This window comes from Lachnoclostridium sp. An169, from assembly GCF_002160525.1.
Classification (GTDB): Bacteria; Bacillota; Clostridia; order Lachnospirales; family Lachnospiraceae; genus Mediterraneibacter; species Mediterraneibacter cottocaccae.
Genome location: NZ_NFKT01000030.1, coordinates 1 through 26,675 on the forward strand (window position 1 = coordinate 1; position 26,675 = coordinate 26,675).

Annotated in this window: 22 protein-coding genes; 13 read left to right on the top strand and 9 right to left on the bottom strand. The window is 51.2% G+C overall.

Annotated elements, in window-relative coordinates; all coding sequences use genetic code 11:
- Nucleotides 1-140 precede the first annotated feature (140 nt).
- The 5 genes from B5F07_RS17280 to B5F07_RS17300 are packed head-to-tail and all read right to left on the bottom strand — an operon-like array spanning nt 141 to nt 3,669.
- Nucleotides 141-788: an ABC-2 transporter permease gene (locus B5F07_RS17280; RefSeq protein WP_087162457.1), complete on the bottom strand. Its 648-nt coding sequence runs from the start codon at nt 786-788 to the stop codon at nt 141-143.
- Nucleotides 785-1,648 carry an ABC transporter ATP-binding protein gene (locus tag B5F07_RS17285; protein ID WP_087162458.1) on the bottom strand — a complete coding sequence of 288 codons (864 nt, stop codon included), beginning with the start codon at nt 1,646-1,648 and terminating at the stop codon, nt 785-787. Before B5F07_RS17285 ends, B5F07_RS17280 begins: the two co-directional genes overlap by 4 nt.
- Nucleotides 1,649-1,652: 4 nt before the next feature.
- Nucleotides 1,653-2,027 carry a GntR family transcriptional regulator gene (locus B5F07_RS17290; protein WP_087162459.1) on the bottom strand — a complete coding sequence of 125 codons (375 nt, stop codon included), beginning with the start codon at nt 2,025-2,027 and terminating at the stop codon, nt 1,653-1,655.
- Nucleotides 2,018-2,821, bottom strand: coding sequence for an ABC transporter permease (locus tag B5F07_RS17295; protein ID WP_087162460.1), 804 nt, complete (start codon nt 2,819-2,821; stop codon nt 2,018-2,020). Before B5F07_RS17295 ends, B5F07_RS17290 begins: the two co-directional genes overlap by 10 nt.
- Nucleotides 2,818-3,669 carry an ABC transporter ATP-binding protein gene (locus B5F07_RS17300; RefSeq protein WP_087162461.1) on the bottom strand — a complete coding sequence of 284 codons (852 nt, stop codon included), beginning with the start codon at nt 3,667-3,669 and terminating at the stop codon, nt 2,818-2,820. Before B5F07_RS17300 ends, B5F07_RS17295 begins: the two co-directional genes overlap by 4 nt.
- A 232-nt stretch (nt 3,670-3,901) precedes the next feature.
- On the opposite strand from B5F07_RS17300, the gene B5F07_RS17305 reads away from it, so the two are divergent.
- Nucleotides 3,902-5,611, top strand: a complete 1,710-nt coding sequence (locus B5F07_RS17305; protein ID WP_087162462.1) for an AAA family ATPase — start codon at nt 3,902-3,904, stop codon at nt 5,609-5,611.
- A 140-nt stretch (nt 5,612-5,751) separates the two neighbouring features.
- Here B5F07_RS17305 and B5F07_RS17310 read toward each other — a convergent pair whose 3' ends face one another.
- Together B5F07_RS17310 and B5F07_RS17315 are read right to left on the bottom strand one after the other, a co-directional pair.
- Nucleotides 5,752-6,321 (bottom strand): flavin reductase family protein, encoded by a 570-nt coding sequence (locus B5F07_RS17310; RefSeq protein WP_087162463.1) that lies wholly within the window; start codon nt 6,319-6,321, stop codon nt 5,752-5,754.
- 141 nt (nt 6,322-6,462) lie between these two features.
- Complete coding sequence (locus tag B5F07_RS17315; protein ID WP_087162464.1) at nt 6,463-7,740, bottom strand: helix-turn-helix transcriptional regulator; 1,278 nt, start codon at nt 7,738-7,740, stop codon at nt 6,463-6,465.
- A 185-nt stretch (nt 7,741-7,925) separates the two neighbouring features.
- Between B5F07_RS17315 and B5F07_RS17320 the strand changes: the two genes are divergently transcribed.
- From B5F07_RS17320 to B5F07_RS17340, 5 genes are all read left to right on the top strand, one after another.
- The gene (locus B5F07_RS17320) at nt 7,926-10,187 is read left to right on the top strand and encodes a beta-glucosidase (protein ID WP_087162465.1); all 2,262 of its coding nucleotides are present in this window, start codon (nt 7,926-7,928) and stop codon (nt 10,185-10,187) included.
- A gap of 203 nt (nt 10,188-10,390) precedes the next feature.
- Nucleotides 10,391-11,449, top strand: a complete 1,059-nt coding sequence (locus B5F07_RS17325; protein ID WP_087162466.1) for an ABC transporter substrate-binding protein — start codon at nt 10,391-10,393, stop codon at nt 11,447-11,449.
- Nucleotides 11,427-12,212: an ABC transporter permease gene (locus tag B5F07_RS17330; protein WP_087162467.1), complete on the top strand. Its 786-nt coding sequence runs from the start codon at nt 11,427-11,429 to the stop codon at nt 12,210-12,212. The genes B5F07_RS17325 and B5F07_RS17330 overlap by 23 nt, the downstream gene beginning before the upstream one ends.
- Nucleotides 12,213-12,231: 19 nt before the next feature.
- The gene (locus B5F07_RS17335) at nt 12,232-12,804 is read left to right on the top strand and encodes an ATP-binding cassette domain-containing protein (protein ID WP_087162468.1); all 573 of its coding nucleotides are present in this window, start codon (nt 12,232-12,234) and stop codon (nt 12,802-12,804) included.
- A gap of 127 nt (nt 12,805-12,931) precedes the next feature.
- On the top strand, nt 12,932-13,213 hold the full coding sequence (locus B5F07_RS17340) for a DUF2325 domain-containing protein (RefSeq protein ID WP_087162469.1): 282 nt from the start codon (nt 12,932-12,934) through the stop codon (nt 13,211-13,213).
- Nucleotides 13,214-13,350: 137 nt separating this feature from the next.
- Here the strand turns inward: B5F07_RS17340 and B5F07_RS17345 are convergent, their stop codons facing one another.
- Complete coding sequence (locus B5F07_RS17345) at nt 13,351-14,097, bottom strand: S1 RNA-binding domain-containing protein (RefSeq protein ID WP_087162470.1); 747 nt, start codon at nt 14,095-14,097, stop codon at nt 13,351-13,353.
- Nucleotides 14,098-14,280: 183 nt separating this feature from the next.
- On the opposite strand from B5F07_RS17345, the gene B5F07_RS17350 reads away from it, so the two are divergent.
- Together B5F07_RS17350 and B5F07_RS17355 are read left to right on the top strand one after the other, a co-directional pair.
- Nucleotides 14,281-15,927 carry a putative manganese-dependent inorganic diphosphatase gene (locus tag B5F07_RS17350; protein ID WP_087162471.1) on the top strand — a complete coding sequence of 549 codons (1,647 nt, stop codon included), beginning with the start codon at nt 14,281-14,283 and terminating at the stop codon, nt 15,925-15,927.
- Nucleotides 15,928-15,938: 11 nt separating this feature from the next.
- On the top strand, nt 15,939-16,586 hold the full coding sequence (locus B5F07_RS17355) for a flavin reductase family protein (RefSeq protein WP_087162472.1): 648 nt from the start codon (nt 15,939-15,941) through the stop codon (nt 16,584-16,586).
- 16 nt (nt 16,587-16,602) lie between these two features.
- Here the strand turns inward: B5F07_RS17355 and B5F07_RS17360 are convergent, their stop codons facing one another.
- Nucleotides 16,603-17,676, bottom strand: coding sequence for a helix-turn-helix transcriptional regulator (locus B5F07_RS17360; RefSeq protein ID WP_162613162.1), 1,074 nt, complete (start codon nt 17,674-17,676; stop codon nt 16,603-16,605).
- A 276-nt stretch (nt 17,677-17,952) separates the two neighbouring features.
- Here B5F07_RS17360 and B5F07_RS17365 point away from each other — a divergent pair, with 276 nt between their 5' ends.
- The 5 genes from B5F07_RS17365 to B5F07_RS17385 all read left to right on the top strand — a co-directional run bounded on the left by B5F07_RS17365 (nt 17,953) and on the right by B5F07_RS17385 (nt 26,515).
- Complete coding sequence (locus B5F07_RS17365) at nt 17,953-20,349, top strand: glycoside hydrolase family 2 TIM barrel-domain containing protein (RefSeq protein WP_087162474.1); 2,397 nt, start codon at nt 17,953-17,955, stop codon at nt 20,347-20,349.
- Between the two features lie 16 nt (nt 20,350-20,365).
- On the top strand, nt 20,366-21,055 hold the full coding sequence (locus B5F07_RS17370; protein WP_087162475.1) for an MFS transporter: 690 nt from the start codon (nt 20,366-20,368) through the stop codon (nt 21,053-21,055).
- Nucleotides 20,986-22,620 carry a glycoside hydrolase family 3 C-terminal domain-containing protein gene (locus tag B5F07_RS17375; RefSeq protein ID WP_087162476.1) on the top strand — a complete coding sequence of 545 codons (1,635 nt, stop codon included), beginning with the start codon at nt 20,986-20,988 and terminating at the stop codon, nt 22,618-22,620. Before B5F07_RS17370 ends, B5F07_RS17375 begins: the two co-directional genes overlap by 70 nt.
- Nucleotides 22,621-22,676: 56 nt before the next feature.
- Nucleotides 22,677-25,319, top strand: coding sequence for a family 78 glycoside hydrolase catalytic domain (locus B5F07_RS17380; protein ID WP_087162477.1), 2,643 nt, complete (start codon nt 22,677-22,679; stop codon nt 25,317-25,319).
- An 86-nt stretch (nt 25,320-25,405) separates the two neighbouring features.
- A complete protein-coding gene (locus tag B5F07_RS17385; RefSeq protein ID WP_087162478.1) occupies nt 25,406-26,515 on the top strand; it encodes a family 43 glycosylhydrolase in 1,110 nt (369 codons plus the stop codon).
- The last annotated feature ends 160 nt before the right edge of the window (nt 26,516-26,675 follow it).

Consider the following 26,675-nt stretch of genomic DNA (forward strand, 5'->3'; position numbering starts at 1 on the left):
CTGCGGGTATTCCTGAATCAGTTTCAGGATCATCTCCGGCTCGTCGCAGCTTAGGAAAGCCAGCCATGCCTCCAGTTTGTTTCTGATACCATTATTGTGCAGAATTTTCCGGAAGATGTCAAGCGGAACAAAACCTCCGCCTACCCGTGCCGCCTCTTATATGCCGCGCACGAGATTTTAAAACTCCCCAGCAGTATCCCAACCGCCAGAAGAATCCCCACAATATGCGGCATTGCCCCGCTGAAACGGATCAGGTCGTCAGTTCCGAACAGAAAGAACAGTATGATATAAAGCGCTGCCAGAACAAGGAGCGTACAGATATAGAGGACGGTTCCGCGTTTGTATCCCATAAGGAAGTATCCTGCATAGCCGACAGAGAGAAATACCAGTCCGATGATGGTCCCAAGCCACAGAACGGGCAGAGCTTCCGCCATGCTGATCAATTTGAATACATACACGTAGAGCAGGAGGAACAGCAGAGAGACGAAAGCACCCATCAGGGTCAGAAGGATTCCGGAAAAGTATTTGGCCAGGACAATCTCATGGACCGAAACCGGAAATGTGGTCTGTATCCGGTCAAAGCGGGCAATTTCGTCCTGCTCAGTTGAGTATTCCAGTGCGGCGACGCCGAGCGAGGGCAGGGTGAGCAGTGCATTCAGGATAAAAATATATCTGGAGCGGAAGATCAAAGCGGATGCCAGGATGAGCATGATGGAAAAAATCCAACTCGCCGGATGCATTTTGATGCGGAATGTCTCATAGAGATCCTTGTAGATAATGCCTTTCATTTGAATGTTTCCCCCTTTGTGTAAAATAGCATAATGTCCTCCACGGAAGCGTTCTCGATGGGAATGTCGTGGAAGATCCGGCGGATTTCCCGGCGGTTTTTGATAAGGACCCGGTAGCTGTATTCTTCCTTCCGGTATGCCGCGATATCGTCCCGGCTTAAGCTGTCGAAAAGCTCGCGGCCGCAGCTGATGATGCCGTAGTCGCTGCGGATCTCATCGCAGGTCATGACAAAGATCAGCTTCCCTTCATGAATGTAGGCGATGTAGTCGGCGATCTTATCCAGGTCGCTCGTGATATGGGAGGACATCAGTACAGCGTGATCCTCATCTTCGGTAAATTCGCGCAGGATATCGAGAATGTCATCCCGGAAAACCGGATCCAGTCCGTTTGTCGCTTCATCCAGAATGAGAAGTTTCGCGTTGTGGCTCAAAGCCGCGGCAAACTTGAGCTTTACCTGCATTCCGGTGGAGAATGTCTTTATTTTTTTCTTCGGCGGAAGCGAAAATTTTTCCAGGTAGGAGAGGTATTTATCCTGATTCCACGATGCATACACGCCGGAGAGGATTTTTCCCAGGACGAGAGGGGTCAGATGCTCGTCATATCCGGCATCGCTGAAAATTGCGGAGATCCGCTCTTTGATCTCTTTCGCCTGTGTTTTCAGGTCGTATCCGAGGATACGGACCTGCTCATAATCCGAATCCGTGACGCCCAGAATGGAGTTGATGAGCGTGCTTTTCCCGGCTCCGTTTTCTCCGATCACGCCGAGGATGGTCCCGGCGGGAATGGTGAGGGAGATATGGTCAAGAACGAAATCTTTATACCTTTTTGTGAGATTTTTTATTTCTACTGCATTTTCCATGCTGTCAGTCCTCCGAATATACAATTTCCAGTGTGTTTTTCAGATCTTCGAGGGAAAGACCGTTCTCTCTGCCGAGCGCCGCGGCGTCGGAGAGAAGGCTTTCGATCCTGCGGAGATTCTCCTCCCGGATAAAATCCTGGTTCTGGGTGGAGACAAATGTCCCTTTGGCAGGGATGGTGACGATAAATCCGTCCCGCTGCAGATCGTCGTATGCCCGCTGTGTCGTGATGACGCTGACATGCAGGCTTTTCGCCAGTTTCCGCATGGAGGGCATGGCTTCGCCGGGTTTTAACTCCCCCTTCATGATCAGTTCCTTGATCTGTGAGGTGATCTGTTCATAGATCGGACGGTCGCTTGCGTTGCTTAAGATTATTTCCATGCCATCACCCGGCTTTCCGACTCGAATCCGTTCCTGCGGTAAAGGAGCAGGAAAATGACGACGGAGACGAGAAACTCTGCTGCGAGGATCAGGACGCCTTTCATATCAATCACTGCTGTGCCGCTGCCGATGTTCGCAATGGCTTCGGAGACGATCCCGGTGAAGAAAAATCCGGATATCTTTTCCAGAGTCTCGTTCAGGTAAGAGAACATGGGAATCATCATGAAGATGAGCAGGGCGGGGGTGGTCATCGTGCCTGCGGACATCTGGTTTCTGGCAAAGATTCCGAAGATCATGCCGATCACCGCGCCGGTTGCCGAACTGACCAGAGTGATCAGCACATAGCTGACCCATCCGGCGGCGTTCATGGAAAATCCGCTCAGGAAAACGCAGAGCACATTGACGATCGTTGTCATGGCGATCACCGGAATCAGGCTGCCCAGGAAAAATTCCATTCCGCTGACCGAGGATGTCATCAGTGTGCGCAGCGTGTTTTTCTCTTTTTCTTCCGCCAGAGACGCCGCCACACAGTAGATCCCGGTCATGCAGATATTCATAAGTACGCCCAGGGACAGGGCATAGGCGCTCATGTCCACAGCTCCTTCTGAGATGGTGTCATAGATGACCTTCATCAGGTAAGTAAACCCAAGTGAAAAAACGGGCATGATGATGAAGTTCTTGCTGAACAGTGTTTTCCATTTCACTTCCATGATGGCGGTGAGTTTCCTTAAATGTACATTTTTAAAACTTTTGTTTCCCAACAGATTATTTGCAGCTGACTGGTTGTTTTTCATTGCAGTTCCCTCCCTGTGACTTCCAGAAATACAGTTTCCAGTGTGGGCTCGCAGGAGTGGATTGTCTCGATCTCGTTCTCCTCAAGCCAGTGTGAGATTTTCCCCGCATTTTCCGGGGAGTGCGTCAGTGTGTGGCGGACGCCGCCTTTCAGCTGCACCCGGTAACGCTTGACCTGATTGTATTTGAGGCAGATCTCTTCCGGCGTGCCGTACTCCACAATGACACCCTCATTTAACAGAGCCACATGGTCGCAGAGTTTTGTGGCTTCCTCCATATTGTGGGTGGTGAGGAAGATCGCCATACCCTCCTCTTTTAATTCCAGAAGGAGACGGTGTACTTCCAGGGCTGTGGTCGGATCCAGCCCGCTGGTCGGTTCGTCGAGGAAGAGGATCTTCGGGCGGTGCAGGATAGCCCGGGCAAGGATGAGCCTCTGGGTCTGACCTTTGGAAAGCTTTCCGGCGGGCTGTTTCTTCTGCTCTTCCAGACCGATCCGCTTCAGCAGGGGATCGATGGAGGAGAGGGGCGCGCCAAGCAGACGGGCAAAATATTTCAGATTGTCATATACAGTCATCCGCTCATAGACGCCGCTGGTGTCCGTGACGATGCCGATCTGTTCATAGAGGGATTCGTCGATCCGGCTGCAGTCGGTTCCGAGGATCCGGACCGTGCCGGAGTCGGGTTTAAGCTGTCCGGTGAGGATCTTGATCGTGGTAGTCTTCCCGGCGCCGCTTGGCCCTAAGAACCCGAGGATCTCGCCCCTGTGTAGGATGGCGTTTACGTCTTTTAAGACTTCTTTCCGGGCAAATTTTTTTGATAAGTGCGAAACAGTGATATATTCCTGGTTCATGGTTCGTCTCCTTTCAAAAGGGATTCTGATATCAAAAGAGTTTCTGATATCAAAAGGGTTTTGATATGTGATTTGTAACTACTGTACTTATCTGACATGTACAGGTTATCATATATTGCATATACTGTCAATATCTAATATATACAGTTTTTGAAATTTTTCTGATTTTCTTGAAAAGCTTTTCCACCCGTGATACCATGAGAGAAAACAGGGCAGAAAGGCAGGTGAAAATATGGCGAGGACAGTGGGCATTGGTCTGCAGGATTTTGAAAAGATAAGAAAAGAAAACATATTTCTCGTTGACAAGACAGAATTTATAAGACAGTGGTGGGAGAAGAAGGATGATGTGACGCTGATCACACGTCCGAGACGTTTCGGGAAAACACTGACAATGAGTATGGTGGAGCAGTTTTTTTCTACGGAATATGCCGGAACGGATATTTTTGCAGGAATGAACATCTGGAATTATGAAGAGTACCGAAGTCTTCAGGGAACGTATCCGGTGATTGCACTTAGCTTTTCCAGTGTGAAAGAAAACTCTTATATTGAAGTAAAAAGGAAGATCTGCAGGCTGATTCAGCTTTTATACCGAAAGTACAGTTTTCTGCTTGAAAAGGATTTCCTCACACCGGGCGAAAGGGAGGATTTTCAGAGGGTCTCAGCCGATATGCAGGATTATGAGGCATCTCTGTCCCTTCTGCAGCTGTCGGGATATCTTTACCGCTATTATGGAAAAAGGGTTATCATTCTGCTGGATGAATATGATACCCCTCTTCAGGAAGCTTATGAGAACGGATACTGGGATGAGCTGACCGCGTTTGTGCGGAGCCTGTTTAATGCCACGTTTAAGGATAACCGGTATCTCGAGCGTGCAATTATGACCGGTATCACCAGAGTAAGTAAGGAGTCAATTTTTTCAGACCTTAATAATCTTGAGGTGGTGACAGCAACCTCAAGGAAATATGCGGATACGTTTGGATTTACAGAAAGAGAAGTGGACGCAGCTCTTGCGGAATATGGGCTCGAGGACCGGAAAGAGGAAGTAAAGCGGTGGTACGATGGCTTCCGTTTTGGCGACCTGGATGGAATATATAATCCCTGGTCTGTCATTAATTTTCTGGACAAAAAGACAGTCGGACCGTACTGGACCCATACGAGCAGCAATACTCTGATTGCCAGAGTAATTCAGAAAGGAACAAGGCAGGTAAAGGAGACATTTGAAAAATTACTTGCAGGCGGGACGATCACGACAGAAATTGACGAGCAGATTATCTATGATCAGCTGGATCTGGATGAAAATGCAGTGTGGAGCCTGATGCTTGCCTCGGGGTATCTGAAAGTGGACGCTGTGGAAGCCGAAGAGAAAGACTATGGAGACTGGAAACAGATATACAGACTGCGGGTTACAAATTTTGAAGTCAGAGTAATGCTGCGCGGCATGGTGAGGGAATGGTTCGCATCGGCTGCATCGAGCTACAATGGTTTCGTTCAGGCGCTGCTTGATGATGATATCGAGGCGATGAACGTATATATGAACCGTGTTGCTCTTGCAACATTCAGTTATTTTGACAGCGGAAGCAGTTCGGTGGAAGGAAATGAACCGGAACGCTTTTATCATGGTTTTGTGCTCGGTCTGATAGTGGATCTGGAAGACCGTTATATAATAATGTCAAACAGAGAAAGCGGGTTTGGCAGATATGACGTTATGATGGAGCCGAAAGATCCCGAAGATCCGGCAATCCTCATGGAATTCAAGGTCCAGGGCACAAAGGAAAAGGATCTTTGCGAGACAGTACAGGCAGCTCTCTGCCAGATCCGGGAGAAGGGGTATCGGGCAGGACTTCTGGCAAAAGGATTTTCTCCGGAGCAGATCCGCGAGTACGGATTCGCCTTCCAGGGGAAGAAGGTACTGATCGGTGAAAAGACAAATGAAAAGAGTTAAAGCAGGATAAAAAATAAAAGCGGTAAAAGAAGCGTATCACTGAAGGAAAACAGACCACCTGAACGGCGGCTTATTCCCTCTATGATACGCCTCTTTATTTTTACCATATGAAAACGGGCTGAATTATTACATGTATCAGTTTACTCCATGAACTTTTTCCCGCTGCTCCATGCCTGTCCGACTTTCTCGCCGATCTTGTAGTATCCGCTCTGGAACTGGTCGAACACAAAAGCATTCAGCTTTGTGGGATCTACATTCCCATTTTCATCCAGTACCTTCTCATCGGCAATCACATTTACGATCTCACCGAGAACACGGAAACCGCCTGCATCGTGCTGCAGCTCTGCAACTTTACACTCCAGTGTCAGCGGAAATTCCTCCACTACCGGAGCGTCCACGTTTTTGCTCTTTACAGCGTGGAGTCCGCTGCGCTCGAATTTGTCCTCCATCTTGTTCCCGCTTGCAATGCCGAAAAAGTCTGCCTCTGCCAGATGGTCCACGTCTGCGATGCTCAGGGTAAAGGCACCGCGCTCCTTGATATTCTTTGAGGTTTTGTGGGACTCTGTGATATTCAGGGCAACCATATTGTTTGCGCTGATTCCGCCCCATGCCATGTTCATTACGTCTACCGTATCATTCTCGCCGTATGTAGCGATCATCAGTACCGGCATCGGAAATACAAAAGGTTTTACTCCAAGGTCTTTTTTCATGACGATTCCTCCATTCGATCAAACATTTTCTGAAATATTTCCTGCAGAAAAAAACACATTTTCTGATAGCAATGCGTTCTGCATTAATAATAATATTCCCATACCGGTCAAATTACAAGTACGGACATTTTTGTAAGATACTTACCTTAAGGTAAGCTGCTCCCGATACTCCCTGGGGGTCATGCCCGTAAGTTTATGAAAGACAGCAGTGAAGCGGCTGGGTGTCGAGAAAGACAGAGACGCCGCAATATCTGATACCGGACGGCGGGTATCGGCAAGGAGCAGCTTTGCCCGTTCCACTTTCTGCTGCCGGATGTAATCTCCGATGCCGCTGCCTGTCTCTTTGCGGAACAGGGAGGAGATATAGTAACCGGAATAGCCTGATTTCTCTGCGAGTTCACGGATCGTCAGGGGACTCTCGACATTGCTTTCTATCAGATCCAGGCATGCCCGGACGGGAGCGGAGAATTCTTTTGTCTGTCGGTGTCTGTGGACACGGCGGATATAATCCTCCTGCATGGTCTGCATGATCAGGAAGGTCTCGGGGATGCTCTGGGCGGACTCCACGGACTGGATGTAATAATCGGAGATGGTAAGCGCCAGATCTCGGGAGAGACCGCCGCGGATGGCCGCCCTGGAGAAGAGGGTAACTGCGGTGATGACCTCGTTTTTGGACTGGCGCAGGGAGTTTCCGGACGCCATTTCCCCGACAATGCCGTGGGAAAAAGAGGCGGACTCAAGGATATTTTTATAATTCAGATTTCCCTCCTCGATCAGATTCAGGAGAAGAGCCTCGTATGCACCGCCGCCATGAGGGGACTCACCGGTGTCTGTTTCCACGGAAGAAATGCCGTTTTTCCGCGCACCCTTTTTGGAAACAGCGTCTTTCCTGAGCGCATTATAACCGGGATCAACAGGGACAACTGCAATATCGGATATGGATATCCGTCTGCCGGACAGGCAGCAGTGCAGCATTGTGCCAAACTGCAGGAAAGAGGTCTGGGTGATGACGGGCAGATCTCTCAGGCGGCTTACAAGTTCCCTGCGGAAACGGACGGGAATTTCCGCTTTCGTCACGGCCTGGCGGATAAGGCTCTCTGCCTGGACAGAGAAAAAGACCGGACCGAGGACATAAATGTCTGTGAGCGTGTCCTTTTCCGTCTCTCCACAGCAGTGCGGGGCAGCGATCCAGAGCAGATGGAGTTCGTTGCCGACCAGAACGGGAAACCGGCTGTCCCGGCAGTGTTCAAGAGCCTGCTTTCCGGCGTTCCCCTGAGAGAATACGGGCTCCCAGTATTCAGGATCCGGGCAGGATGTGCCGGCCGGCTTAAGATCCGGGCTGTAGTGCCACACAAAAAGATTCTTGATACAGGACATCATTTCCGTAAAGACAGAGACTTTTGACGTTTCGTCCCACATGGTATCACCTCCCTGACTGTATATAGTAGAGTATAATCCGGAAAGGGGAAAAAATCCAGAATGTTTTTACAAAAGCAGACAGTTTTCCTTAAAATGGGATAACGGGAAGATGCGGTTTCATGATATAACAGACATATAGGAAATCACTCATAAGAAAATGTGGAATCATTCGAGGAGGAAAGGACATGGATATCAAGAAAATTATTTCAGAAATGACACTGGAAGAGAAAGCATCCCTTTGTTCCGGAAGGGATTTCTGGCACACAAAGGCGGTGGAGCGCCTGGGCGTGCCGGACATGATGATGTGCGACGGACCTCACGGACTGCGCAAACAGGTGGGGGAAGGCGACCATCTGGGAATCAACGAGAGTATCGAGACGGTCTGCTATCCGACAGCGTCTGCCCTGGCGTCGTCTTTTGACCGGGAGGTGCTGACCGAACTCGGCGAGGCTCTCGGAGAGGAGTGCCAGGCGGAGGATGTGGGCATGCTTCTGGGGCCCGGCCTTAACATGAAGAGAAGCCCTCTGTGCGGACGGAACTTTGAATATTTTTCGGAAGATCCCTATCTGGCAGGAGAAGTAGGGGCAGCCTATGTGCAGGGACTTCAGAGCAAAGGCGTTGCCGCATGCGCGAAACATTTCGCGGCGAACAATCAGGAGACAAGAAGAATGTCCGGTACATCCAATATGGATGAGCGGACACTGCGCGAGATCTATCTTCCTGCTTTTGAGGCTGTGGTGAAGAAGGGAAAAACAAGAGGAATCATGTGCGCCTACAATGGCATCAACGGCGTATTCTGTGCAGAAAACAAGAAGCTTCTCACAGATATCCTCCGCGATGAGTGGGGGTACGACGGCATGGTGGTCACGGACTGGGGCGCGGTAAAGGACCGGGTCAAAGGAATTGAGGCAGGACTGGATCTGGAGATGCCGGGAGGCGCCGGAGTACAGGACCAGGCGATTGTGGATGCCGTGAAAAACGGAACTCTGGATGAGGCGAAACTGGATCAGGCGGTGGAGAATGTGCTCCGTCTTGTATCCGATTATATGGAGCAGAGAAAACCGGAGACGACAGCAGACCGGGAAAAATATGCGCAGATCAGCCGCAGGCTGGAAGAGCAGTGCGCGGTTCTTCTGAAAAATGACGGCATACTTCCGCTTGCAAAGGAGAAGAACGTATTGTTCATCGGTGAGTTTGCGGAGAAGCCGAGATATCAGGGCGGCGGATCAAGCCATATTAATGTTCCTCATGTGACAGGCGCATTTACCTGTGCAAAAGAGGCGGGCTGTCCGGTATCCTTTGAGATGGGATATCTTGTCCATGAGGATGAAAGCCGGGAAGAGCTTATGAAAAAAGCTGTGGAGCGCGCAAAAGAAGCAGATGCAGCTGTGATCTTTGCCGGGCTGCCGGACGCATATGAGTCCGAGGGCGGTGACAGGGAACATATGAATATTCCGGAAACCCAGAACGAGCTGATCCGGGCGGTTGCCGCGGTTCAGCCCAACACCATTGTGGTTCTTCACGGCGGATCTTCCATGGTTCTTCCCTGGTTTGACAAGGTGTCCGCTGTCCTCCATATGCATCTGGGCGGACAGGAGACCGGAGCTGCGGCGGTGAATCTTCTCTACGGAGATGTGAATCCTTCCGGAAAGCTTGCCGAGACATGGCCGCTGCGCCTGGAGGACAATCCGTCTTACCTGAATTTCCCGGGCGAGGACGGTGTTGTGGAATACCGGGAGGGAATTTACATCGGTTACCGTTATTATGACAAGAAAAAGATGGATGTGAGATTCCCCTTCGGATACGGACTTTCCTATACAACCTTTGAGTATTCCGATATAAAGGCGGACAAGGCAGCCATGCAGGATACCGATACTCTGACTGTAAGTATGCGTGTGAAAAATACGGGAAGCCGGAAAGGAAAAGAAGCGGTTCAGCTTTACGTCAGAGACGAGGAGAGCACGGTGGGAAGACCGGTGCGGGAGCTGAAAGGATTCTGCAAGGTGGAACTGGAGCCGGGCGAGGAGAAAGAAGTAACCTTTACCCTGGACAAACGTGCCTTTGCATACTATGAGCCGAAGATTCAGGACTGGTTTGTGGAGAGCGGAGTCTTCCATATCGAGATCGGTTCATCCAGCCGTGACATCCGGGCAGAGCTGCCGGTGGAGGTGACGGGCACAAAAGAAATCCCGATTACCTTTACCTATACTTCCACGGTGGGAGAACTGATGAAAACGGAAAAGGGAAGAGCGTTCATGCAGAAAATGATGGGAGCATCTGCTGACAGACAGGCCAAAGTGGAAGATGAAAACCTGAGGCATATGGGCGAGGGCAGTGAGAAGATAGCGCAGAGCATGATGGTGGAGATGCCTCTCCGGTCCATCGTATCCTTCGGAAGGATGACCTGGGAGCAGCTCGATGCCCTGATTGCGATGCTCAACAGCTGATATATGCTCAGCAGCTGATCCATGTTCAACATCTGATACTTTGACATACAGAGCACACTCTGCTAAAATACGTGGTGGACGAAAAAAGTTCTCCGTGTATCCGGCAGGATGTGCTCTTTTTTTTCGTTTTACCGGGAGAAGAGCATTACCGGCGGGATAAAGGGCGGAGGAACGTCCGAAAAGACTGACAGGAGGAGATTAACATGAAGAAGATTTTATCACTGATGATGGCGTTCGTGCTTTCTGCGGCACTGCTGGCGGGATGCGGAAACTCCGGGAAAGACAGCGGTACGGATGCACAGACGGAAGGACAGACGGAGGAGCAGGACAGCACAGAACAGGAAAACCAGGCTGCACCTGTGGATGTAAATGTCATGGCGCTTAAAGGCCCTACGGCAATGGGAATGGTGGAGCTGATGAACGAAGTGGATTCCGGAAATGTGGATACAGAGAACTACAGTTTTGAGATTGCAGCGTCTGCCGATGAGGTAACACCGAAACTGGTTCAGGGAGAAGCGGACATCGCGGCGGTTCCGGCAAATCTGGCATCTGTTCTCTACAACAGGACCGAGGGACAGATCCAGGTGCTTGCCATCAATACCCTGGGCGTCCTCTATATTGTGGAGAACGGGGATTCTGTTTCCTCAGTGGCTGACCTGGCCGGTAAGACCATCTATGCGAGCGGGAAAGGCTCCACACCGGAATATGCCCTGAATTTTATCCTTGAAAAGAACGGGCTTGATCCGGCAAAGGATGTGACCATTGAGTGGAAGAGCGAACACTCCGAGTGTGTGGCTGCTCTTGCCCAGGATCCGGAAGGTATCGCCATGCTGCCCCAGCCTTTTGTGACTACGGCACAGGCGAACAATCCGAACCTGAAAGTTGCCCTGGATCTCACAGAAGAGTGGGACAAGGTCATGGAGAACGAGGAAGAGCAGAGCCGCCTTCTGACCGGAGTCGTAGTTGTCCGCAGGGAATTTGCCGAGGAGAACCCGGAGGCAGTAGCGGATTTCATGGAACGGTACGCGGATTCTGTGAAGTATGTCAATGACAATGTGGAAGATGCTGCGAAGCTGGTAGGACAATATGATATCGTCACTGAGGAAGTTGCCGTAAAGGCGATTCCGGAGTGCAATATCGTGTGCATCAGCGGAGCTGATATGAAAGAGCAGCTCTCCGGATATCTGACCGTCTTATACGACCAGAATCCGGAATCTGTAGGAGGAGCACTGCCGGGAGATGATTTCTACTATATTCAGTAAACGATCAGAAAAACGTTCCGGAATAAAAGTATGGGCAGTCATTCTCTGGCTTGTCGTCTGGCAGGCGGCGAGCATGTGCATCGGACAGGAGATCCTTCTGGTATCTCCTGTCTCTGTCGTATTGCGGCTGGGGAAACTGATCTGCACAGTGGAATTCTGGCAGTCTCTTGCCGGATCCTTTTTCCGTATCCTTGGGGGCTTCCTTCTCGGAACAGTGCTGGGAACAGCCGCGGCCGGCGCGGCGTCGGCGTCAAGGCGCATTGACGAGTTTCTGGAGCCTTTTGTCCAGACGGTCAAGGCCATTCCGGTGGCGTCATTTATCATTCTTGTATTAATCTGGGTGTCGCCGGAGAACCTTTCGGTGATCATCTCATTCCTTATGGTATTTCCGGTGATTTATACAAATGTGAAGGACGGAATCCGGAGCATGGACCGGAAACTGACGGAGATGGCAGTGGTGTTTCGGATCCCCGCAGGACTTCGGGTTCGCTACATTTACGTTTCCCAGGTACTCCCGTTTTTCCGCGCCGGATGTTCTCTTGCCCTGGGGCTGTGCTGGAAATCGGGGATTGCCGCAGAGGTGATCGGACTGCCGGACCACACCATCGGTGAGAACCTGTACAATGCAAAGATCTATCTGAACACGCCGGATCTGTTTGCCTGGACGCTGGTGATCGTTGCGGTGAGCGTTCTGTTTGAACATGTTTTCCTGTGGCTGATTGACCGGCTGGTAAAACGGGTGGAACAGATGCAGGGCAGATGAAAGAGGAAGGATAAGAGCTATGGACATCAGAATCAGCCATCTCACAAAATCATATGGAGAGCATCCGGTGCTTGAGAATTTTGATGCTGTATTCCCGGAAGGAGAGACAACCTGCATTATGGGACCTTCCGGGTGCGGGAAGACCACGCTCCTTCGGATCCTTCTCGGCCTGGAAGAGGCGGACGGCGGAACCGTGGAGGGAGTGCCGCAGAGGAAGAGTGCCGTATTTCAGGAGGACCGTCTGTGCGGCGGTCTGACGGCATGGACGAATATCCGTCTGGTATGTCCGGAGAAGGATCCCGCGGAGATCGAAAAGTGGCTGTATTATCTCGGACTTGGGGAGAGTATGGATCAGCCCGTGCGGGAATACTCCGGCGGAATGCGCCAGAGAGTTTCTGTTCTGAGGGCGCTGTGGGCAGAGTATGATGTTCTGTTCCTGGATGAGCCTCTGAAAGGCCTGGATGAGGAGATGCGGCAGAAAACCGCGGAATTTCTCTGTGAGCATACAAGAGGGAAAACGGTGATCTGTGTCACCCACGACCAGGAGGATATCGGAATGCTCGGAGCGGTTCAGGTGATCAGACTGTCATAATGAGAATTAATCTCGATAGATTTCTTGCTATTTCCGAATGAATGGTGTATTATACTAACATAAGTTAGACAAAGCTAACTAACTTGCAAAAAGTATTTTACACATTGTTCACAGCAGGAGGTCATATATGAGTGTAGTTATTATCGGCGGTCATGACAGAATGGTATGTCAGTATAAGAAAGTCTGCAGACAGTTCAACTGCAAGGCAAAAGTATTCACCCAGATGTCGGCAAACTTAAGCAAACAGATCGGCACCCCGGATCTGATCGTCCTCTTTACAAACACCGTGTCCCATAAAATGGTGCGGTGTGCGGTGGAAGAGGCACAGCGGTGCAATGCAGATGTGATCCGCTGCCATACGAGCAGCAGGAATGCTCTGGAAGAAATTCTCGGAAGCGTATGCGCATGAAACGGCTGCATGATCGCAGGAAAAAAGCGTATCACACACGGGTTATTTAACCATCCTCTGTGTGATACGCTTTTTTCATGTGTGCCTGCCGGCACACGTTTTCTTTCTCTTTTATCTTTTGACCGGTTCCGCCGGGATTACAGCTTCAGATTCTTGAAGAGATCTCCCAGGCTTGTTCCGATGCTCTCGCTCTTCGGAATGACAACCTTTTCTTCCGGCTCTTCCTTCACTTCCTCAAGAGCTTTCATGCTCAGGCTTACTTTGCCGTCCTTGATGCCGATGACTTTGACTGTTACTTCGTCCCCTACATTGAGCACGTCAGAAGGAAGCTTTACGCGCTTCTGAGAGATCTGGGATACGTGAACAAGACCGGACAGGCCGTTTTCAAGTTTCACGAATGCTCCGTAGTTCTGCAGTGTCTCAACGGTTCCCTTGAGAACTGTGCCGACTTTCAGGTTCGCGATCTGCTCCTCGCGGGCTTTCTTCTCTTTTTCTTTGAGAATCTCGCGGGCGGAGAGGACGAGGCGGTTGTTCGCCTGATCCACGTCGATCACACGTACCTCGATGTCTTTTAACAGATAGGTCTCAAGATCCGGAACATAGCTGAGAGAAAGCTTGGAGGCAGGAACGAATCCTCTCAGTCCCTCTACCATAACGATTACACCGCCGTTGACAACACCCTCAACCTTTACAGGAAGAATCGTCTTGTTGTCCATATATTCCTGAACCCTGTTCCAGGGATTGGCGTCGTCAAAGTGTTCCTCGTAGTCAGCCATTGTCTCAGCCGCAGCTTCTTCAGCCTTCGGTTCCTCTGTTTTTGTTTCTTCTGTTGTTTCGGGAGTTACAGTTTCCTGTACCTCTTCTTTGATGATTTCTTCACTCATTGTGCAGCACCTCAACTTATTTCTTTTTGTTCAATATTCATAGTATACCATACATGAGGGCTAAAAAACAATAAGCCTGTTAAAATTGTTCTCTGTGAATTGATGAAATTTCTGTTGACGAATCTGCAAAAAAATGGCAATCTACTAATGGAAGATTCCATAATATGAAGGAAGTGATCAGCAATGAGCAAAGAAAAAAGAAAAGTATATGTTGTAGGACACAAGAATCCGGATACGGACTCCATCTGTTCGGCCATCGCCTACGCTTCCCTGAAGACGAAGGTGACGGGGCGGATCCATGAGCCGCGCAGGGCCGGACAGCTCAATGAGGAGACGCAGTATGTCCTGGAGCATTTTCACGTGAAGGTTCCGTCGCTTCTGTCGGACCTGCGCGAACAGATAAAAGATGTGGAGCTCAAAGAAGTAGAGGGGCTTAAGGGAAGCGTCTCCATCCGCACGGCATGGGAGAAGATGAAAGAGTCCAACATTCATACCATGCCGGTGATCCGGGACGGAAAGCTGGAGGGCGTCATCACCATCGGTGATATCGCCAAGACGTATATGGATGTCTATGACAGCATGATTCTTTCCAAGGCGAGAACCCAGTACCGCAATATTGCCCGGGCTGTGGAGGGAGAGGTGCTCACCGGAAATGAACACAGCTATCTCCTTGACGGAAAAGTTGTGATCGCGGCGTCCAGCCGGATCCTGATGTCCGATTCCATCAGCAGAAACGACCTTGTGATCATGGGGGACCGCAAAGACGCGCAGCAGTGCGCAGTGGACATGAATGCAAGCTGCATGGTGGTCTGCCAGAACGCTCCGGTTTCCGAGGAGATCATCCGGCAGGCGGAAGAAAAGCAGATTGTCGTGATCCGCACACACCACGATACATTTACAGCGGCGCAGCATATCAACCAGAGCATTCCGGTGCGGTACTTTATGACCAGGGAGAATCTGGTGACATTCAAGATGCGGGATTATGTGGACGATGTAAAAGAAGTCATGGCAAGAAAACGGTTCCGGGATTTCCCGATTGTGGACGGAAAAGGAAAGTTCCTGGGGCTGATTTCCAGACGGCGTCTTCTCAATGTGAAAAAGAAGCAGGTAATCCTGGTGGACCACAACGAGAAGAATCAGGCGGTGGACGGCGTGGAGGAAGCGGATGTCCTGGAGATCATCGACCATCACCGCTTAAGCAGTATTGAGACTATGGGTCCGGTGTTTTTCCGCAATCAGCCCGTGGGATGCACTGCAACCATTGTCTACCAGATGTATCAGGAGGCGGGAGTGGAAGTGGATTCCACCAATGCGGCGCTGCTCTGCTCGGCCATTATCTCGGATACCCTGATGTTCCGCTCGCCTACCTGTACGCCGCTGGACGAAAGGACGGCGCGGACTCTGGCGGAAATTGCCGGAATCGATATCGAGTCCTTTGCCCAGGAGATGTTCAATGCGGGAAGCAACTTAAGAGGAAAGAGTGCAGAAGAGATCTGTTTCCTGGACTTCAAGCAGTTCACGGTAAACGATACCGTGTTCGGCGTGGGGCAGGTGAACTCCATGAGCGCGGAGGAACTCAAAGAGATCAAAAATATTGTCCTTCCTCACCTGGAGAAGGCGCGCCAGAACCACGGACTTAATATGATCTTCTTCATGCTGACCAATATTATTACCGAGTCCTCGGAACTGCTCTGCTGCGGTCCGGAGGCGCGGGAGAAAATATTAAGTGCCTATGATCTGGCGGACGATACGGAAGAACTGATGTTAAAAGGGGTCGTGTCCAGGAAGAAGCAGCTTGTTCCTACCCTGGTGGGCGCCCTGCAGCAGTAGGAGGATGGAGTATGGCAAAGCAGGTGTGGAAGGCAGGAAATATGATTTATCCCCTGCCGGCGGTTATGGTGAGTGTGGCTGACAGGGAGGGAAACAGCAATATCCTGACTGTGGCGTGGACGGGGACGGTGTGTACCAATCCGCCCATGGCTTATATTTCGGTCAGGCCGGAGCGGTATTCCTACCATATGATCGAGGAGACAAAGGAATTCGTCATCAACCTTACCACGGAAAAGCTTGCCCGCGCTACGGATTACTGCGGCGTGCGTTCCGGGCGGGATGTGGACAAGTGGAAGGAGTGCTCCCTGACACCGCAGAAGGCGGCTGTACTTCAGTATGCCCCTGCCATCGCGGAGGCGTCGGTAAATATCGAGTGCCGTGTGGTAAAGATCGAAAAACTGGGAAGCCACCATATGTTTCTGGCGGAGGTGGTCTCTGTGTCGGCGGATGAGGCGTATATGGATGAGAATAACCGGTTCGACTTAAACAGCACCGGGCTTCTCGCCTATTCCCACGGGGAATACCTGGGACTGGGGGAGAAGATCGGCACGTTCGGGTACAGCGTGAGAAAGAAGCCTGCGGGAAGGCAAAAATCACTGCAGCGGAAGAAAAAAAGCCCGGAGAAACGGCGCATACGCTCCGCTGCACATAAAAATTAAATGCTGCACATTTGGGTTAAATACGGTGATTTTGTTCCCGGAAGGCGGTGGGGTGTATCCCTGCCGCCTTTCGGAATGTCTCGGCAAAATAGCTCTGGGAGCCAAACTGCAGGCGCTCGCTGATGTCATGGATGCTCAAGTCTGTTGTGGTGAGAAGAAACTTTGCCCGCCCGATCCGTTTGTCCCTGATATACTCTTTTAATGTCTTTCCGGTTTCCTGCCGGAATTTTTTTGTCAGATAATATTCTGAATAGCCCAGTTCCCCGGCAAGTGTCTCCAGGCGGACGGGCTCTTCCAGATGAAGGTCGATATAGTCGCAGCATTTGCGGATGGCTTTGGAGAGCCCCGCGTTCTGCCGGCATTTGTGGACTCTCTGGATGAAGTCTTTCTGCATGGTCTCACTGATCTCTTTTAATTCAATGATGGAAGTGCATGCCTCCACACTCTGGAAATAATGGTCGGTCAGCGTCATGGAGACCTCGGGAGAAAGACCGCCTTCGATAGCTGCCCGGGAGAAGAGGACAATGCAGACAAGAACAGCGTTCTTGAACTGCCTTCCGTCGTTGCTGTTGCTGAGTCTGCCGATATTCCCACTGAGAGCGAGTTTCTGTTTCTTTGATATGAAAGAAAGATCCCCTTCGCGCACCATGCGCAGCATCTCCTGTTCCGCCGCGTAGGAGCCGTGGATCATGGGAGTTTCCTCCCCGGAGAGCTGTTCCGCGGAAGCGGCGTGCCTGTTTCCGGGAGAAGATGTGTCACTGTCCCGGTAGGCAATGTCACTGATGGAGATCTCTTCTTCTGTCACTGCATAGTGGAACATAATGCTGTACTCCATGATCCGGTTTAAGGATATTACGGGAAGGGAATGCATAAAGCGCACCGAGTTCCTGCGGAATGTGGTGGAAAGTTCCATATTTCTCAGGCGGTTCTCGATATTATGGGGAGAGTTGTCATCGATGAAATAAGGTCCCAGAATGTATATGTTTTTCAGAATACCGTTTTCCCTGCGGAAAGCGGCTGTCCACATGAGACGGATGGCGCTGGTGATGATCAGGGGCATGTCGTTATCCTTCGCATATTCCAGGATCATCTCGTGGGAGCGCTCCACCCGCAGGAAAGAGCCGATGGCAGTTTCGTCCGGGCAGAGTGTTCGATTATTTTCCGATTTTATTACCTGAATTGAAATTATCCTGTATCCGATCATAACAGAAAAAGGCAAAATTATCAAGAATTCGGCTAAATTATAAAAAAATAGATGCAAATTAAAAACATATCAAATAATTGATAATTATAGCAAATTTCTGATAAGCAAAAAGCGGGGATGCTGTTATTATGAATGTACAGAATATGGGAAAGGAGACAGACCATGCGAAGAGATTTTAATGAGGGCTGGAGATTCTGCAGAAAGAAGGATGACATCTGGCAGGATGTGCGTCTGCCCCACGATGCCATGCTGACCGAAAAACGCAGTCCGAAAGCAGAGGGAAAAGGAGCTTCCGGCTATTTCCCGGGAGGAAGCTATGTCTATGAGAAAGTATTTGATCTTCCTTCAGATATACAGGAGAAGCATGTCACGTTTGAGTTTGAAGGAGTATACAGGAATGCGCAGGTGCAGATCAACGGAGAGGAGGCAGGCGGCTGCTCCTACGGCTATCTCCCCTTTTATGTCTGTGCGGATGGTCTCCTGAAAGCGGGGGAAAATGTGATCCGCGTGGAGATGTCCAATGAAAGGCAGCCGGACAGCAGATGGTATTCCGGAGCGGGAATCTACCGTCCTGTGTGGATGCATGTGCAGGAAAGGACTTATATTGAACCGGAGGGCATACGGATTCGGACGGTATCCCTGAATCCGGCGAAAATTGAGGTGAAGACGGAACATCAGGGAGGAGATGTCGCGGTACATATTTTAAAGGACGGGACGAAAATTGCAGAAGGAAAAGGAAACTGCGCCGGAATCGTAATTCCCGATGCCGTCCTCTGGAGTGCTGAGAACCCGCAGCTCTACACCGCACGGGTCATCCTTGCGGAAAACGGCAGGGAGGTCGAATCGGTTGAGGAAACCTTCGGAATCCGGCAGATTGCCTGGAGCAGCAGGGGACTCTTTGTGAACGGAAAAGAGACTCTCCTGCGGGGCGGCTGCATCCACCACGACAACGGCATTCTGGGCGCCTGCACTTTCGACGAGAGCGAGGAGAGAAAGATCCGGATATTAAAGGAGAACGGCTTCAATGCCGTGCGTTCCTCTCACAATCCCTGTTCCAAAGCGGTACTTCGCGCTTGTGACCGGCTTGGGATGTATGTGATGGATGAGATGTGGGACATGTGGTACCGGAAGAAAAATGTCTATGATTATGCCTGCGAGTTTGAGGCAAATTACCGATCCGATATTGAGGCAGTGGTAAGGAGGGACTACAACCATCCGTCCGTGATCCTCTATTCTATCGGAAACGAGGTCAGCGAACCGGCGGAAAAGCGGGGCGTGGATCTGGCCCGGGAGATGACGGATCTCTTCCACCGTCTGGATGACACAAGACCGGTGACCGGGGGGTTCAACCTGATGATCATTGCCAATGCTGCAAAAGGAAAATCTGTATATAAAGAAGACGGCGGACGGAATGATTCCAGTGAAAAGAAGGTGTCAGGCATGAACAGCACCATGTTTAACCTGATCACTTCCATGGTGGGAACCGGGATGAACAAAGCGGCGAATGGGAAGAAGGTGGACCAGGCGGTTTCTCCGGTTCTGGACGTGTTGGATATCGCCGGATACAATTACGCCTCCGGACGCTACAAGGGAGAAGGAAAACTGCACCCGGACCGCCTGATTTTCGGAAGCGAGACTTTCCCGCAGGATCTGGCGAAGAACTGGGAGATGGTGGAACAGCTGCCTTATCTTGTGGGGGACTTCATGTGGACGGCCTGGGATTATCTGGGAGAGGCGGGAATCGGCGCATGGTCCTTTGAGAACGATGCGAAAGGATTCGAAAAGCCCTATCCCTGGCTTCTTGCAGATACCGGAGCTTTCGATATCCTGGGGAATCCCACCGGCGAGGCTCTGTGGGCGAGAGCGGCCTGGAAAAAGGAAGATACGCCCCTGATCGGCGTGCAGCCCATGGATCCCTCGGGAAGAAAACTGGTGAAAGCTACATGGCGGGGAACCAATGCACTTCCGTCCTGGAGTTTCCGGGGCTGTGAGGGACAGAAGGCGGTGGTGGAAGTCTACACCCGTCACCCCACGGCAGAGCTGATTCTCAACGGAAAGTCTCTCGGGAAAAAGAAGACAAAATACTGCCGGGCAGTATTTAAAGTGAAATATGAGCCGGGAGTTCTGGAGGCAGCAGCCTTTGACGCAGGAGGAAGAGAGCGGGGAAGGAACCGGCTTGTCAGTGCCCGGGGAGAGCTGCATATTCAGGTGAAGCCAGAGAAAGAGACGGTAAAATGCGGCGGGATTGTCTATGTGGACATCGCCCTTGCCGGAGAAAACAAAGAGACCGAGATGAATGCGGACACAGCTCTTACGGTGAAAGCGACTGGGGGCGCCCTGCTCGGGCTCGGAAGCGCAGCTCCAAGGACAGCGGAGCGGTTTGATACCGGCGTTTACACCACATACCGGGGAAGAGCGCAGGCAGTGATCCTTGCGGAGAAGCCGGGAGAGATCACGGTGACAGTGAGGGGGAAAAGCCTGCCGGAAGCATCGGCGGTGATCCGCTGTGAAAAGGAAGAAAAAGAGCAGAGAAAAATGAGCCGGAAGGAAATGAGATAAAGGAGGAACCAGAAGGATGAAAAATAAAAATCAGGGAGTACTTGCAAAGATTTTTTCAAACAGAATATTTGATTCAAAAGTAACGTCGGCAAACACCCAGAAAAGCGAGATGTGGCTGGGATATTTCGCGGGACCGTGTCTCGTATATCTGGTTTATTATGCGGTGGCGGGAAGTTATCTGACTCAGTTCTATACTGATGTCCTGGGATTAAGCGGAGTGTTCCTTACGTTCATGCCCCTGTTTTCCAAGATATTTGACGCGTTTACCAATGTGGTCATGGGGCGGATCATTGACAGGACCCGTACAAAGCAGGGAAAGGCAAGACCATGGATTCTCATTTCCGGAATCTGCATGGCTGTGACAGGGATCCTGCTCTACACAGTGCCGCGTTCTTCCTATGGGGTGCAGATCGCCTGGATCATCGTGAGCTACAACCTGTTCTTTGCATTTGCATTTACCATCTATAACATGAGCCACTGCCTGATGGTGCCTCTTTCCACAAGAAATACAAAGCAGAGAGACGGGCTTGCCATGCTCACCAGCACAGAAACAACCATGCTTCCCGGTCTGATGGTGACGATTATTCTGCCGATTATGATCAATGCCTTCGGCGTGGGAGAGGATTCCCAGGGAACATGGATCATGATGACCTGGCAGGCTGTGACCTCACCATGCCGGCAGAGAACACGGATCAGGTGCTTGTAAAGGCAGTAGAGGAAGGCTCGATCACGGAAGAGGATCTTGATGTATGCTGCGAGCGGATTCTGGAGCTTGCTTTCCGTGCTGCGGAAAATCAGAAGAAAGGCGTCGCTTTTGACTATGAGAGAGGACATGCCCTGGCACGAAAGGCCGCGGAGGAAAGCATGGTTCTTCTGAAAAATGAAGATCAGATCCTTCCCCTGAGCCCGGCCAAAAAGACAGCATTTATCGGAGCTTTTGCTGAAACGCCCCGGTATCAGGGCGGCGGTTCCAGCCATGTGACAAGCAGAACGGTGACAGACGCTCTTGCAGCGGCACGGCAGCAGAATCTGGACATCCTCTATGCCCCGGGATATGACCTGCGGACCGGTGAGGCGACAGAGGAGCAGATCGCGGAGGCAAAAGAGGCAGCAGCGGCAGCGGATGTGGCGGTGGTCTTTGCCGGACTTCCGGAATCCATGGAGTCGGAGGGTGTGGGTCGGAGACATATGTATATGCCGGAAGGACATAACCGTCTGATCAGGGAAGTGTGCAGTGTGAATTCAAATACCGTGGTGGTGCTCCATCACGGAAGTCCGGTAGAGATGCCCTGGATCGACAGACCGAAAGCTGTCCTGGACGCATATCTCGGCGGAGAGGCCGTGGGGGAGGCTGTGATAAATCTTCTCTATGGAAAGGTGAACCCATCCGGACATCTGGCGGAGACTTTCCCTCTGCGTCTGGAGGACAATCCGAGTTATCTTTCCTATTTCGGAGAGAATGGAAAAGTGAATTACCGGGAAGGTGTCTTTATCGGATACCGGTACTATACGACAAAGAAGCAGCCGGTGCTCTTCCCCTTCGGACACGGACTGTCCTACACCACATTTGAGTATTCAGATCTGCACCTTGATAAGGACGCCATGAAAGCCGGAGATTCTCTGGAAGTCAGGGTAAAGGTGAAGAACACGGGAGAACGTGCCGGGAAAGCAGTGGTGCAGCTCTATGTCTCACCGGATCATGTGGAGATGATCCGTCCTGCCCGGGAGCTGAAAGGATTCCGGAAAGCAGACCTGGAGCCGGGCGAAGAAAAGGAAATCACCCTTACCCTTCCTGCCCGGGCATTCCAGTACTGGAGCGAACAGATCCACGACTGGTGGACAGAGAAGGGGACGTTCCGGATTCAGATCTGCGAGAACGCGGAAAAAGTCCTTTTGGAAAAAGCTATGAAGATGGATGCAGAGCCGCTCCCTCCAACGGGAGGGTATACGACAGGCACCCCCATGGGAGAGTTTGTAAAGACCACAAAAGGCTTCCGGTTCATTGACGAAAATGTAAAATATATGGTTCTGGGAATGGCACAGGCAGGATTCATTCCGGCGGAAGCCATGGAAATGCTGGACAAGATCCCCGGCGGAATCAATCTGAACGTGATCCGCATGATGGGACAGCGGATGAATGCGGACGCCACAGGAAACGACGGTGTGGACACGCTGATGAGCCAGTCTCTCGGAATCCTCTATAATTTCCTTCCTCAGGAGAAAAGAGAAGAGCTGGACGGGCTTATCGCAGAGCTGAACGGGCAGAAATAAAAGACCGGGGACGGTGACATGATTTATATATTTTGGATGAAGAAGGAGAGAGAAACATGAAGGCAGTACATCTGCGCACAGAATATCTGAAAAATCCGCTGGGGCTTGGTATCCTTAAGCCCCGGTTTTCCTGGAACTGCAGCGGGGGAAAGCGGCAGAGCGCCTACCGGATCACTGCGGTGAGAGGAAATGAGATGATCTGGGATACCGGCAGGGTCTCTTCCGGTTCCATGACTCATATCCGCTATGAAGGAAAAACACTGGAAAGCCGCGATATTGTGGAGTGGACGGTGCAACTCTGGGATGAGAACGGCAGGGAAGGAGAGAAAGCTTCCGGGCGTTTTGAGATGGGGCTTCTGAATCCCTCTGACTGGAGCGCGTCCTGGATCACGGGGGATTATAATCCGAAGAAAAAGATGCGGTATCCTGTGGACTGTTTCCGAAAAGAGTTCCGGGCAGAAAAGAAAGTGGTCTCTGCCCGTCTGTATGCCACAGCACACGGTGTCTATGACGTGGAGATCAACGGGCGGCATATCGAAGATTTCGTGCTTGCGCCGGGAGTGACGGATTACCGGAAACGGCTGCAGTATCAGGTCTATGATATTACGGAAGATATCCGGGAGAACAATGAGATTATCTTCCGGCTTGGAGACGGCTGGTACCGTGGCTGTGTGGCGGCATACAGCGCAGAGTATGTCTTCGGCATGAGGACGGCTCTTCTGGCACAGATTGAACTTGTCTATGCAGATGGATCGAGAGCGGTTACCGGCACGGATGAGTCCTTTTCCTGGTGCTGCGACGGGCCGGTCCGTTTCGCGGACCTCAAGGACGGGGAGGCTTACGACGCCCGGATGAAACCCGGATTCGGCGGGAAGGCCCGGCTTCTGAAGGAAAAAGAAAAGAACGCGGTCATCCCCGCCGCCTCCGACAATGTGCCGGTCAGGAAGAAAGAACGCTTTACGCCGGAACTTCTGATTGCGGAAGATGGGACGCAGGTACTGGACTTCGGGCAGAATATTGCGGGAATGCTGCATTTTCATATCCAGGGAAAGCCCGGGCAGAAGCTGCGCATCGTCTGCGGAGAGGTACTGGACCGGAAGGGAAGGGTGGATCTTTCCGGCATTCAGGAGTCAAAGCCGAAAAAGGGATGGAGCCAGCTTTCCCTGGTGAAAAAGCTTCTCGGCGCGCAGATCAAAGGCGACGTGGTTATGACGCCGAAGCAGGAGATCCGTTTTATCTGCAGCGGCGGTGTGGATGAGTTCCGGAACAGCTTTTCCATATTCGGGTTCCGCTATGCTGAGATCCTGACGGCACCGGGGGAAAAGATAACGGTGATTCCGGATGATTTTGAGTCAGTGGCGGTCTATTCGGATATGGCACAGACGGGAAGTTTTTCCTGTTCCAGTGAACTGGTGAACCGTTTCTATGAAAACACGCTCTGGAGCATGAAGGGCAATTTCCTCGACATCCCCACGGACTGTCCCACCAGGGAGCGTCTGGGGTGGACCGGGGATGCCCAGATCTTTTTTGATACCGGAGCCTATATGATGGATACGGCGGCATTTTTCCGCAAATGGCTGAGGGATATGGCGGACGACCAGTATGACAACGGGCTGATCTCCGCGGTAGTGCCTTATCAGGGCGTGGAAATGATGTACAAGGTGACCGGTTCCTCCGTGGGGTGGGCGGACGCCGTCTATCTCGTCCCGTACCGGTATTATCTGCGGTATGGGGACACAGAGCTGTTGGAAAACTGCTGGCCTATGATAAAGAAATATGCGGAATATCTGATGAAAAATCTGGGGATGAGAGATAAGAAAGAGGCGAAGAACAATCCCTGGAATGAGTATACTTATGAGAAAGGCGTCCATCTGGGCGAATGGCTGGAGCCTGAGGAGTTCCGGGACAAGGTATACGGAACTCAGGCGAAACATCCGGAGGAATGTACGGCATATCTGTATTATGCAATGAAAATTATCGGGGAGATCGCCGGTATCCTTGACAGGAACGGGCTTGCCGCAGAGAAATCATTTGCCGAAAAGTGCAGAAAATATGCAGACGGAGCCAAAGAGGCTTATAACGGATTGTTTGTGAAGACGGGAACGCTTCACACAAACCGGCAGGCAAAACTGGTCCGTCCTCTCGCCCTCGGCCTTCTGGACGGAGAGGAACACAAAAAAGAGAAGCAGGATGCGCAGGAGCAGCTCGTCCGGGCAGTGGAAGAGTACCGTTACCGTGTGGGAACCGGCTTTCTCTCCACGCCCTTCCTTCTTCCTGTTCTGACGGAAGCCGGGAAGGCAAAGACAGCCTATAAGATGCTGGAAAATACAGAGAAACCGGGATGGCTTGCAGAGGTAAAAGAAGGCGCCACGACCGTGTGGGAGAACTGGGAAGGAAATCTGAGCCAGAACCATTATTCCCCCGGTGCTGTGTGCCAGTGGCTTTTTGATACCGTCTGCGGCATCCGGCAGGACGGTGAATGTCATTTCGTTATCGCTCCGGTTCCCGGCGGAAGCCTGACTTATGCAGAAGCAGAGTACCGGAGTATTTACGGACAGGTTACAAGCCGGTGGGAGAAAAAGGAGGATGGAATCCATTATCAGATTACGGTTCCCGAAAACACGACGGCAGAGATCCGGATCGGGGAAAAGACGGTGAACGTGGAGAGCGGAAGCTATGAATTTGCAGAATCGTTCTAAAATGCGCATATATCTGAAATTGAAATACACCTGAAATCAGAACATCAGGATTAAACAGGAGAAAGCAGGATCAGGAGGGAAACAAGATGACTTATTCCGGTATCAGGCCCGGTGAGGTATGGAGAGATACAAACAGAAAACTGATCCAGGCACATGGTTTTTCTGTGTTTTACAATGAAAAGGACGGGCTGTACTACTGGTACGGCGAAAATAAGGAGAAAACAAAAGGCGGATTCTTCAACAAAGTGTGGCACTGGGGCGTGCGGTGCTACACCTCGAAAGATCTGTATAACTGGGAGGACAGGGGGCTGATCATTCCGCCGCAGCCAGATGATCTGACCTCGCCCCTTCACCCGACTTACTGTATGGACCGCCCGCATATCATATACTGTGAGAAAACGGGAAAATATGTGGCGTGGCTGAAGATCATGGCAGGGGAGGTGAGCCAGTTCATGTCCGTCATGCAGGCAGATGATTTTATGGGACCCTATGAGTTCGTGCATAAAATCTATAAGCCTCTGGAGATGGATACCGGGGACTTCGCCCTGCATGTGGACGGGGAGACGAAGAAGGCATACATCTTCTTTGAGCGTCCTCACTTTGAACTGGTGACAGCCACCTTAAGCGACACATATACGGAAGTTTCCGGGGAATATTCGGAGCATTACAAGGGGCTTCTGCCGCCTTACACGAGAGAAGCCCCCACATATTTTGAGAGAAACGGAAAGAAATATCTCTTCACCTCCGGGACGAGCGGCTATTATCCGAATAAAAGCCAGGTCTGCGTCTTCGACGACTATCACGGAGAGTATAAAGATCTGGGAAATCCCCATATCGGTGATGCAACAAATACTTCTTTCAGTTCCCAGATTACCTGTGTGCTTAAGATTCCGGGGGAGAGGCTTGCGGCTGTGAAGCGTTCCGGAGCGGAGCAGCAGGAGGATCTCTATATCGCCTGCGCGGACCGGTGGATGCCGGGAAAAATGGCGATGAAGATGTCCGCCCAGGTGATCAAAGGAATGGAGCGGCACTTTGCGGACTATAAGCCGGACTACTCGCCGAGAAAGGCAGAGCCTCTTCCCGGGAAACTGCTGAAACATTCGGAAAATACAAGCAAATCGACCTATGTATGGCTTCCCATTGAGTGGGAAGGAGAGAAGCCGGTGATCCGTTGGAGGGACGAGTGGAAGCTCTGATCCGGGAAATGCAGGGAAAATCGGGTATAAAAAACGATTTTCCCGGGAAGACTTCCGGAAAAGAGACAGAATGAACGGAAAGAAAAATACAGCTGATGCTTCGATGAAAATCATTCTCAATAAAGTTCTTGAATCCAATCCCTGATTCTGGTAAGATACA

Coding starts and splice junctions, on each gene's coding strand:
- B5F07_RS17290 (WP_087162459.1), bottom strand. CDS start 2,027: ATGGAAATAATCTTAAGCAACGCAAGCGACCGTCCGATCTATGAACAG.
- B5F07_RS17360 (WP_162613162.1), bottom strand. CDS start 17,676: ATGATCCTGGAATATGCGAAGGATAACGACATGCCCCTGATCATCACC.
- B5F07_RS17370 (WP_087162475.1), top strand. CDS start 20,366: ATGAAAAATAAAAATCAGGGAGTACTTGCAAAGATTTTTTCAAACAGA.
- B5F07_RS17280 (WP_087162457.1), bottom strand. CDS start 788: ATGAAAGGCATTATCTACAAGGATCTCTATGAGACATTCCGCATCAAA.
- B5F07_RS17305 (WP_087162462.1), top strand. CDS start 3,902: ATGGCGAGGACAGTGGGCATTGGTCTGCAGGATTTTGAAAAGATAAGA.
- B5F07_RS17385 (WP_087162478.1), top strand. CDS start 25,406: ATGACTTATTCCGGTATCAGGCCCGGTGAGGTATGGAGAGATACAAAC.
- B5F07_RS17310 (WP_087162463.1), bottom strand. CDS start 6,321: ATGAAAAAAGACCTTGGAGTAAAACCTTTTGTATTTCCGATGCCGGTA.
- B5F07_RS17330 (WP_087162467.1), top strand. CDS start 11,427: ATGATTTCTACTATATTCAGTAAACGATCAGAAAAACGTTCCGGAATA.
- B5F07_RS17315 (WP_087162464.1), bottom strand. CDS start 7,740: ATGTGGGACGAAACGTCAAAAGTCTCTGTCTTTACGGAAATGATGTCC.
- B5F07_RS17300 (WP_087162461.1), bottom strand. CDS start 3,669: ATGAACCAGGAATATATCACTGTTTCGCACTTATCAAAAAAATTTGCC.
- B5F07_RS17285 (WP_087162458.1), bottom strand. CDS start 1,648: ATGGAAAATGCAGTAGAAATAAAAAATCTCACAAAAAGGTATAAAGAT.
- B5F07_RS17340 (WP_087162469.1), top strand. CDS start 12,932: ATGAGTGTAGTTATTATCGGCGGTCATGACAGAATGGTATGTCAGTAT.
- B5F07_RS17320 (WP_087162465.1), top strand. CDS start 7,926: ATGGATATCAAGAAAATTATTTCAGAAATGACACTGGAAGAGAAAGCA.
- B5F07_RS17355 (WP_087162472.1), top strand. CDS start 15,939: ATGGCAAAGCAGGTGTGGAAGGCAGGAAATATGATTTATCCCCTGCCG.
- B5F07_RS17325 (WP_087162466.1), top strand. CDS start 10,391: ATGAAGAAGATTTTATCACTGATGATGGCGTTCGTGCTTTCTGCGGCA.
- B5F07_RS17375 (WP_087162476.1), top strand. CDS start 20,986: ATGGATCATGATGACCTGGCAGGCTGTGACCTCACCATGCCGGCAGAG.
- B5F07_RS17345 (WP_087162470.1), bottom strand. CDS start 14,097: ATGAGTGAAGAAATCATCAAAGAAGAGGTACAGGAAACTGTAACTCCC.
- B5F07_RS17350 (WP_087162471.1), top strand. CDS start 14,281: ATGAGCAAAGAAAAAAGAAAAGTATATGTTGTAGGACACAAGAATCCG.
- B5F07_RS17335 (WP_087162468.1), top strand. CDS start 12,232: ATGGACATCAGAATCAGCCATCTCACAAAATCATATGGAGAGCATCCG.
- B5F07_RS17380 (WP_087162477.1), top strand. CDS start 22,677: ATGAAGGCAGTACATCTGCGCACAGAATATCTGAAAAATCCGCTGGGG.
- B5F07_RS17295 (WP_087162460.1), bottom strand. CDS start 2,821: ATGAAAAACAACCAGTCAGCTGCAAATAATCTGTTGGGAAACAAAAGT.
- B5F07_RS17365 (WP_087162474.1), top strand. CDS start 17,953: ATGCGAAGAGATTTTAATGAGGGCTGGAGATTCTGCAGAAAGAAGGAT.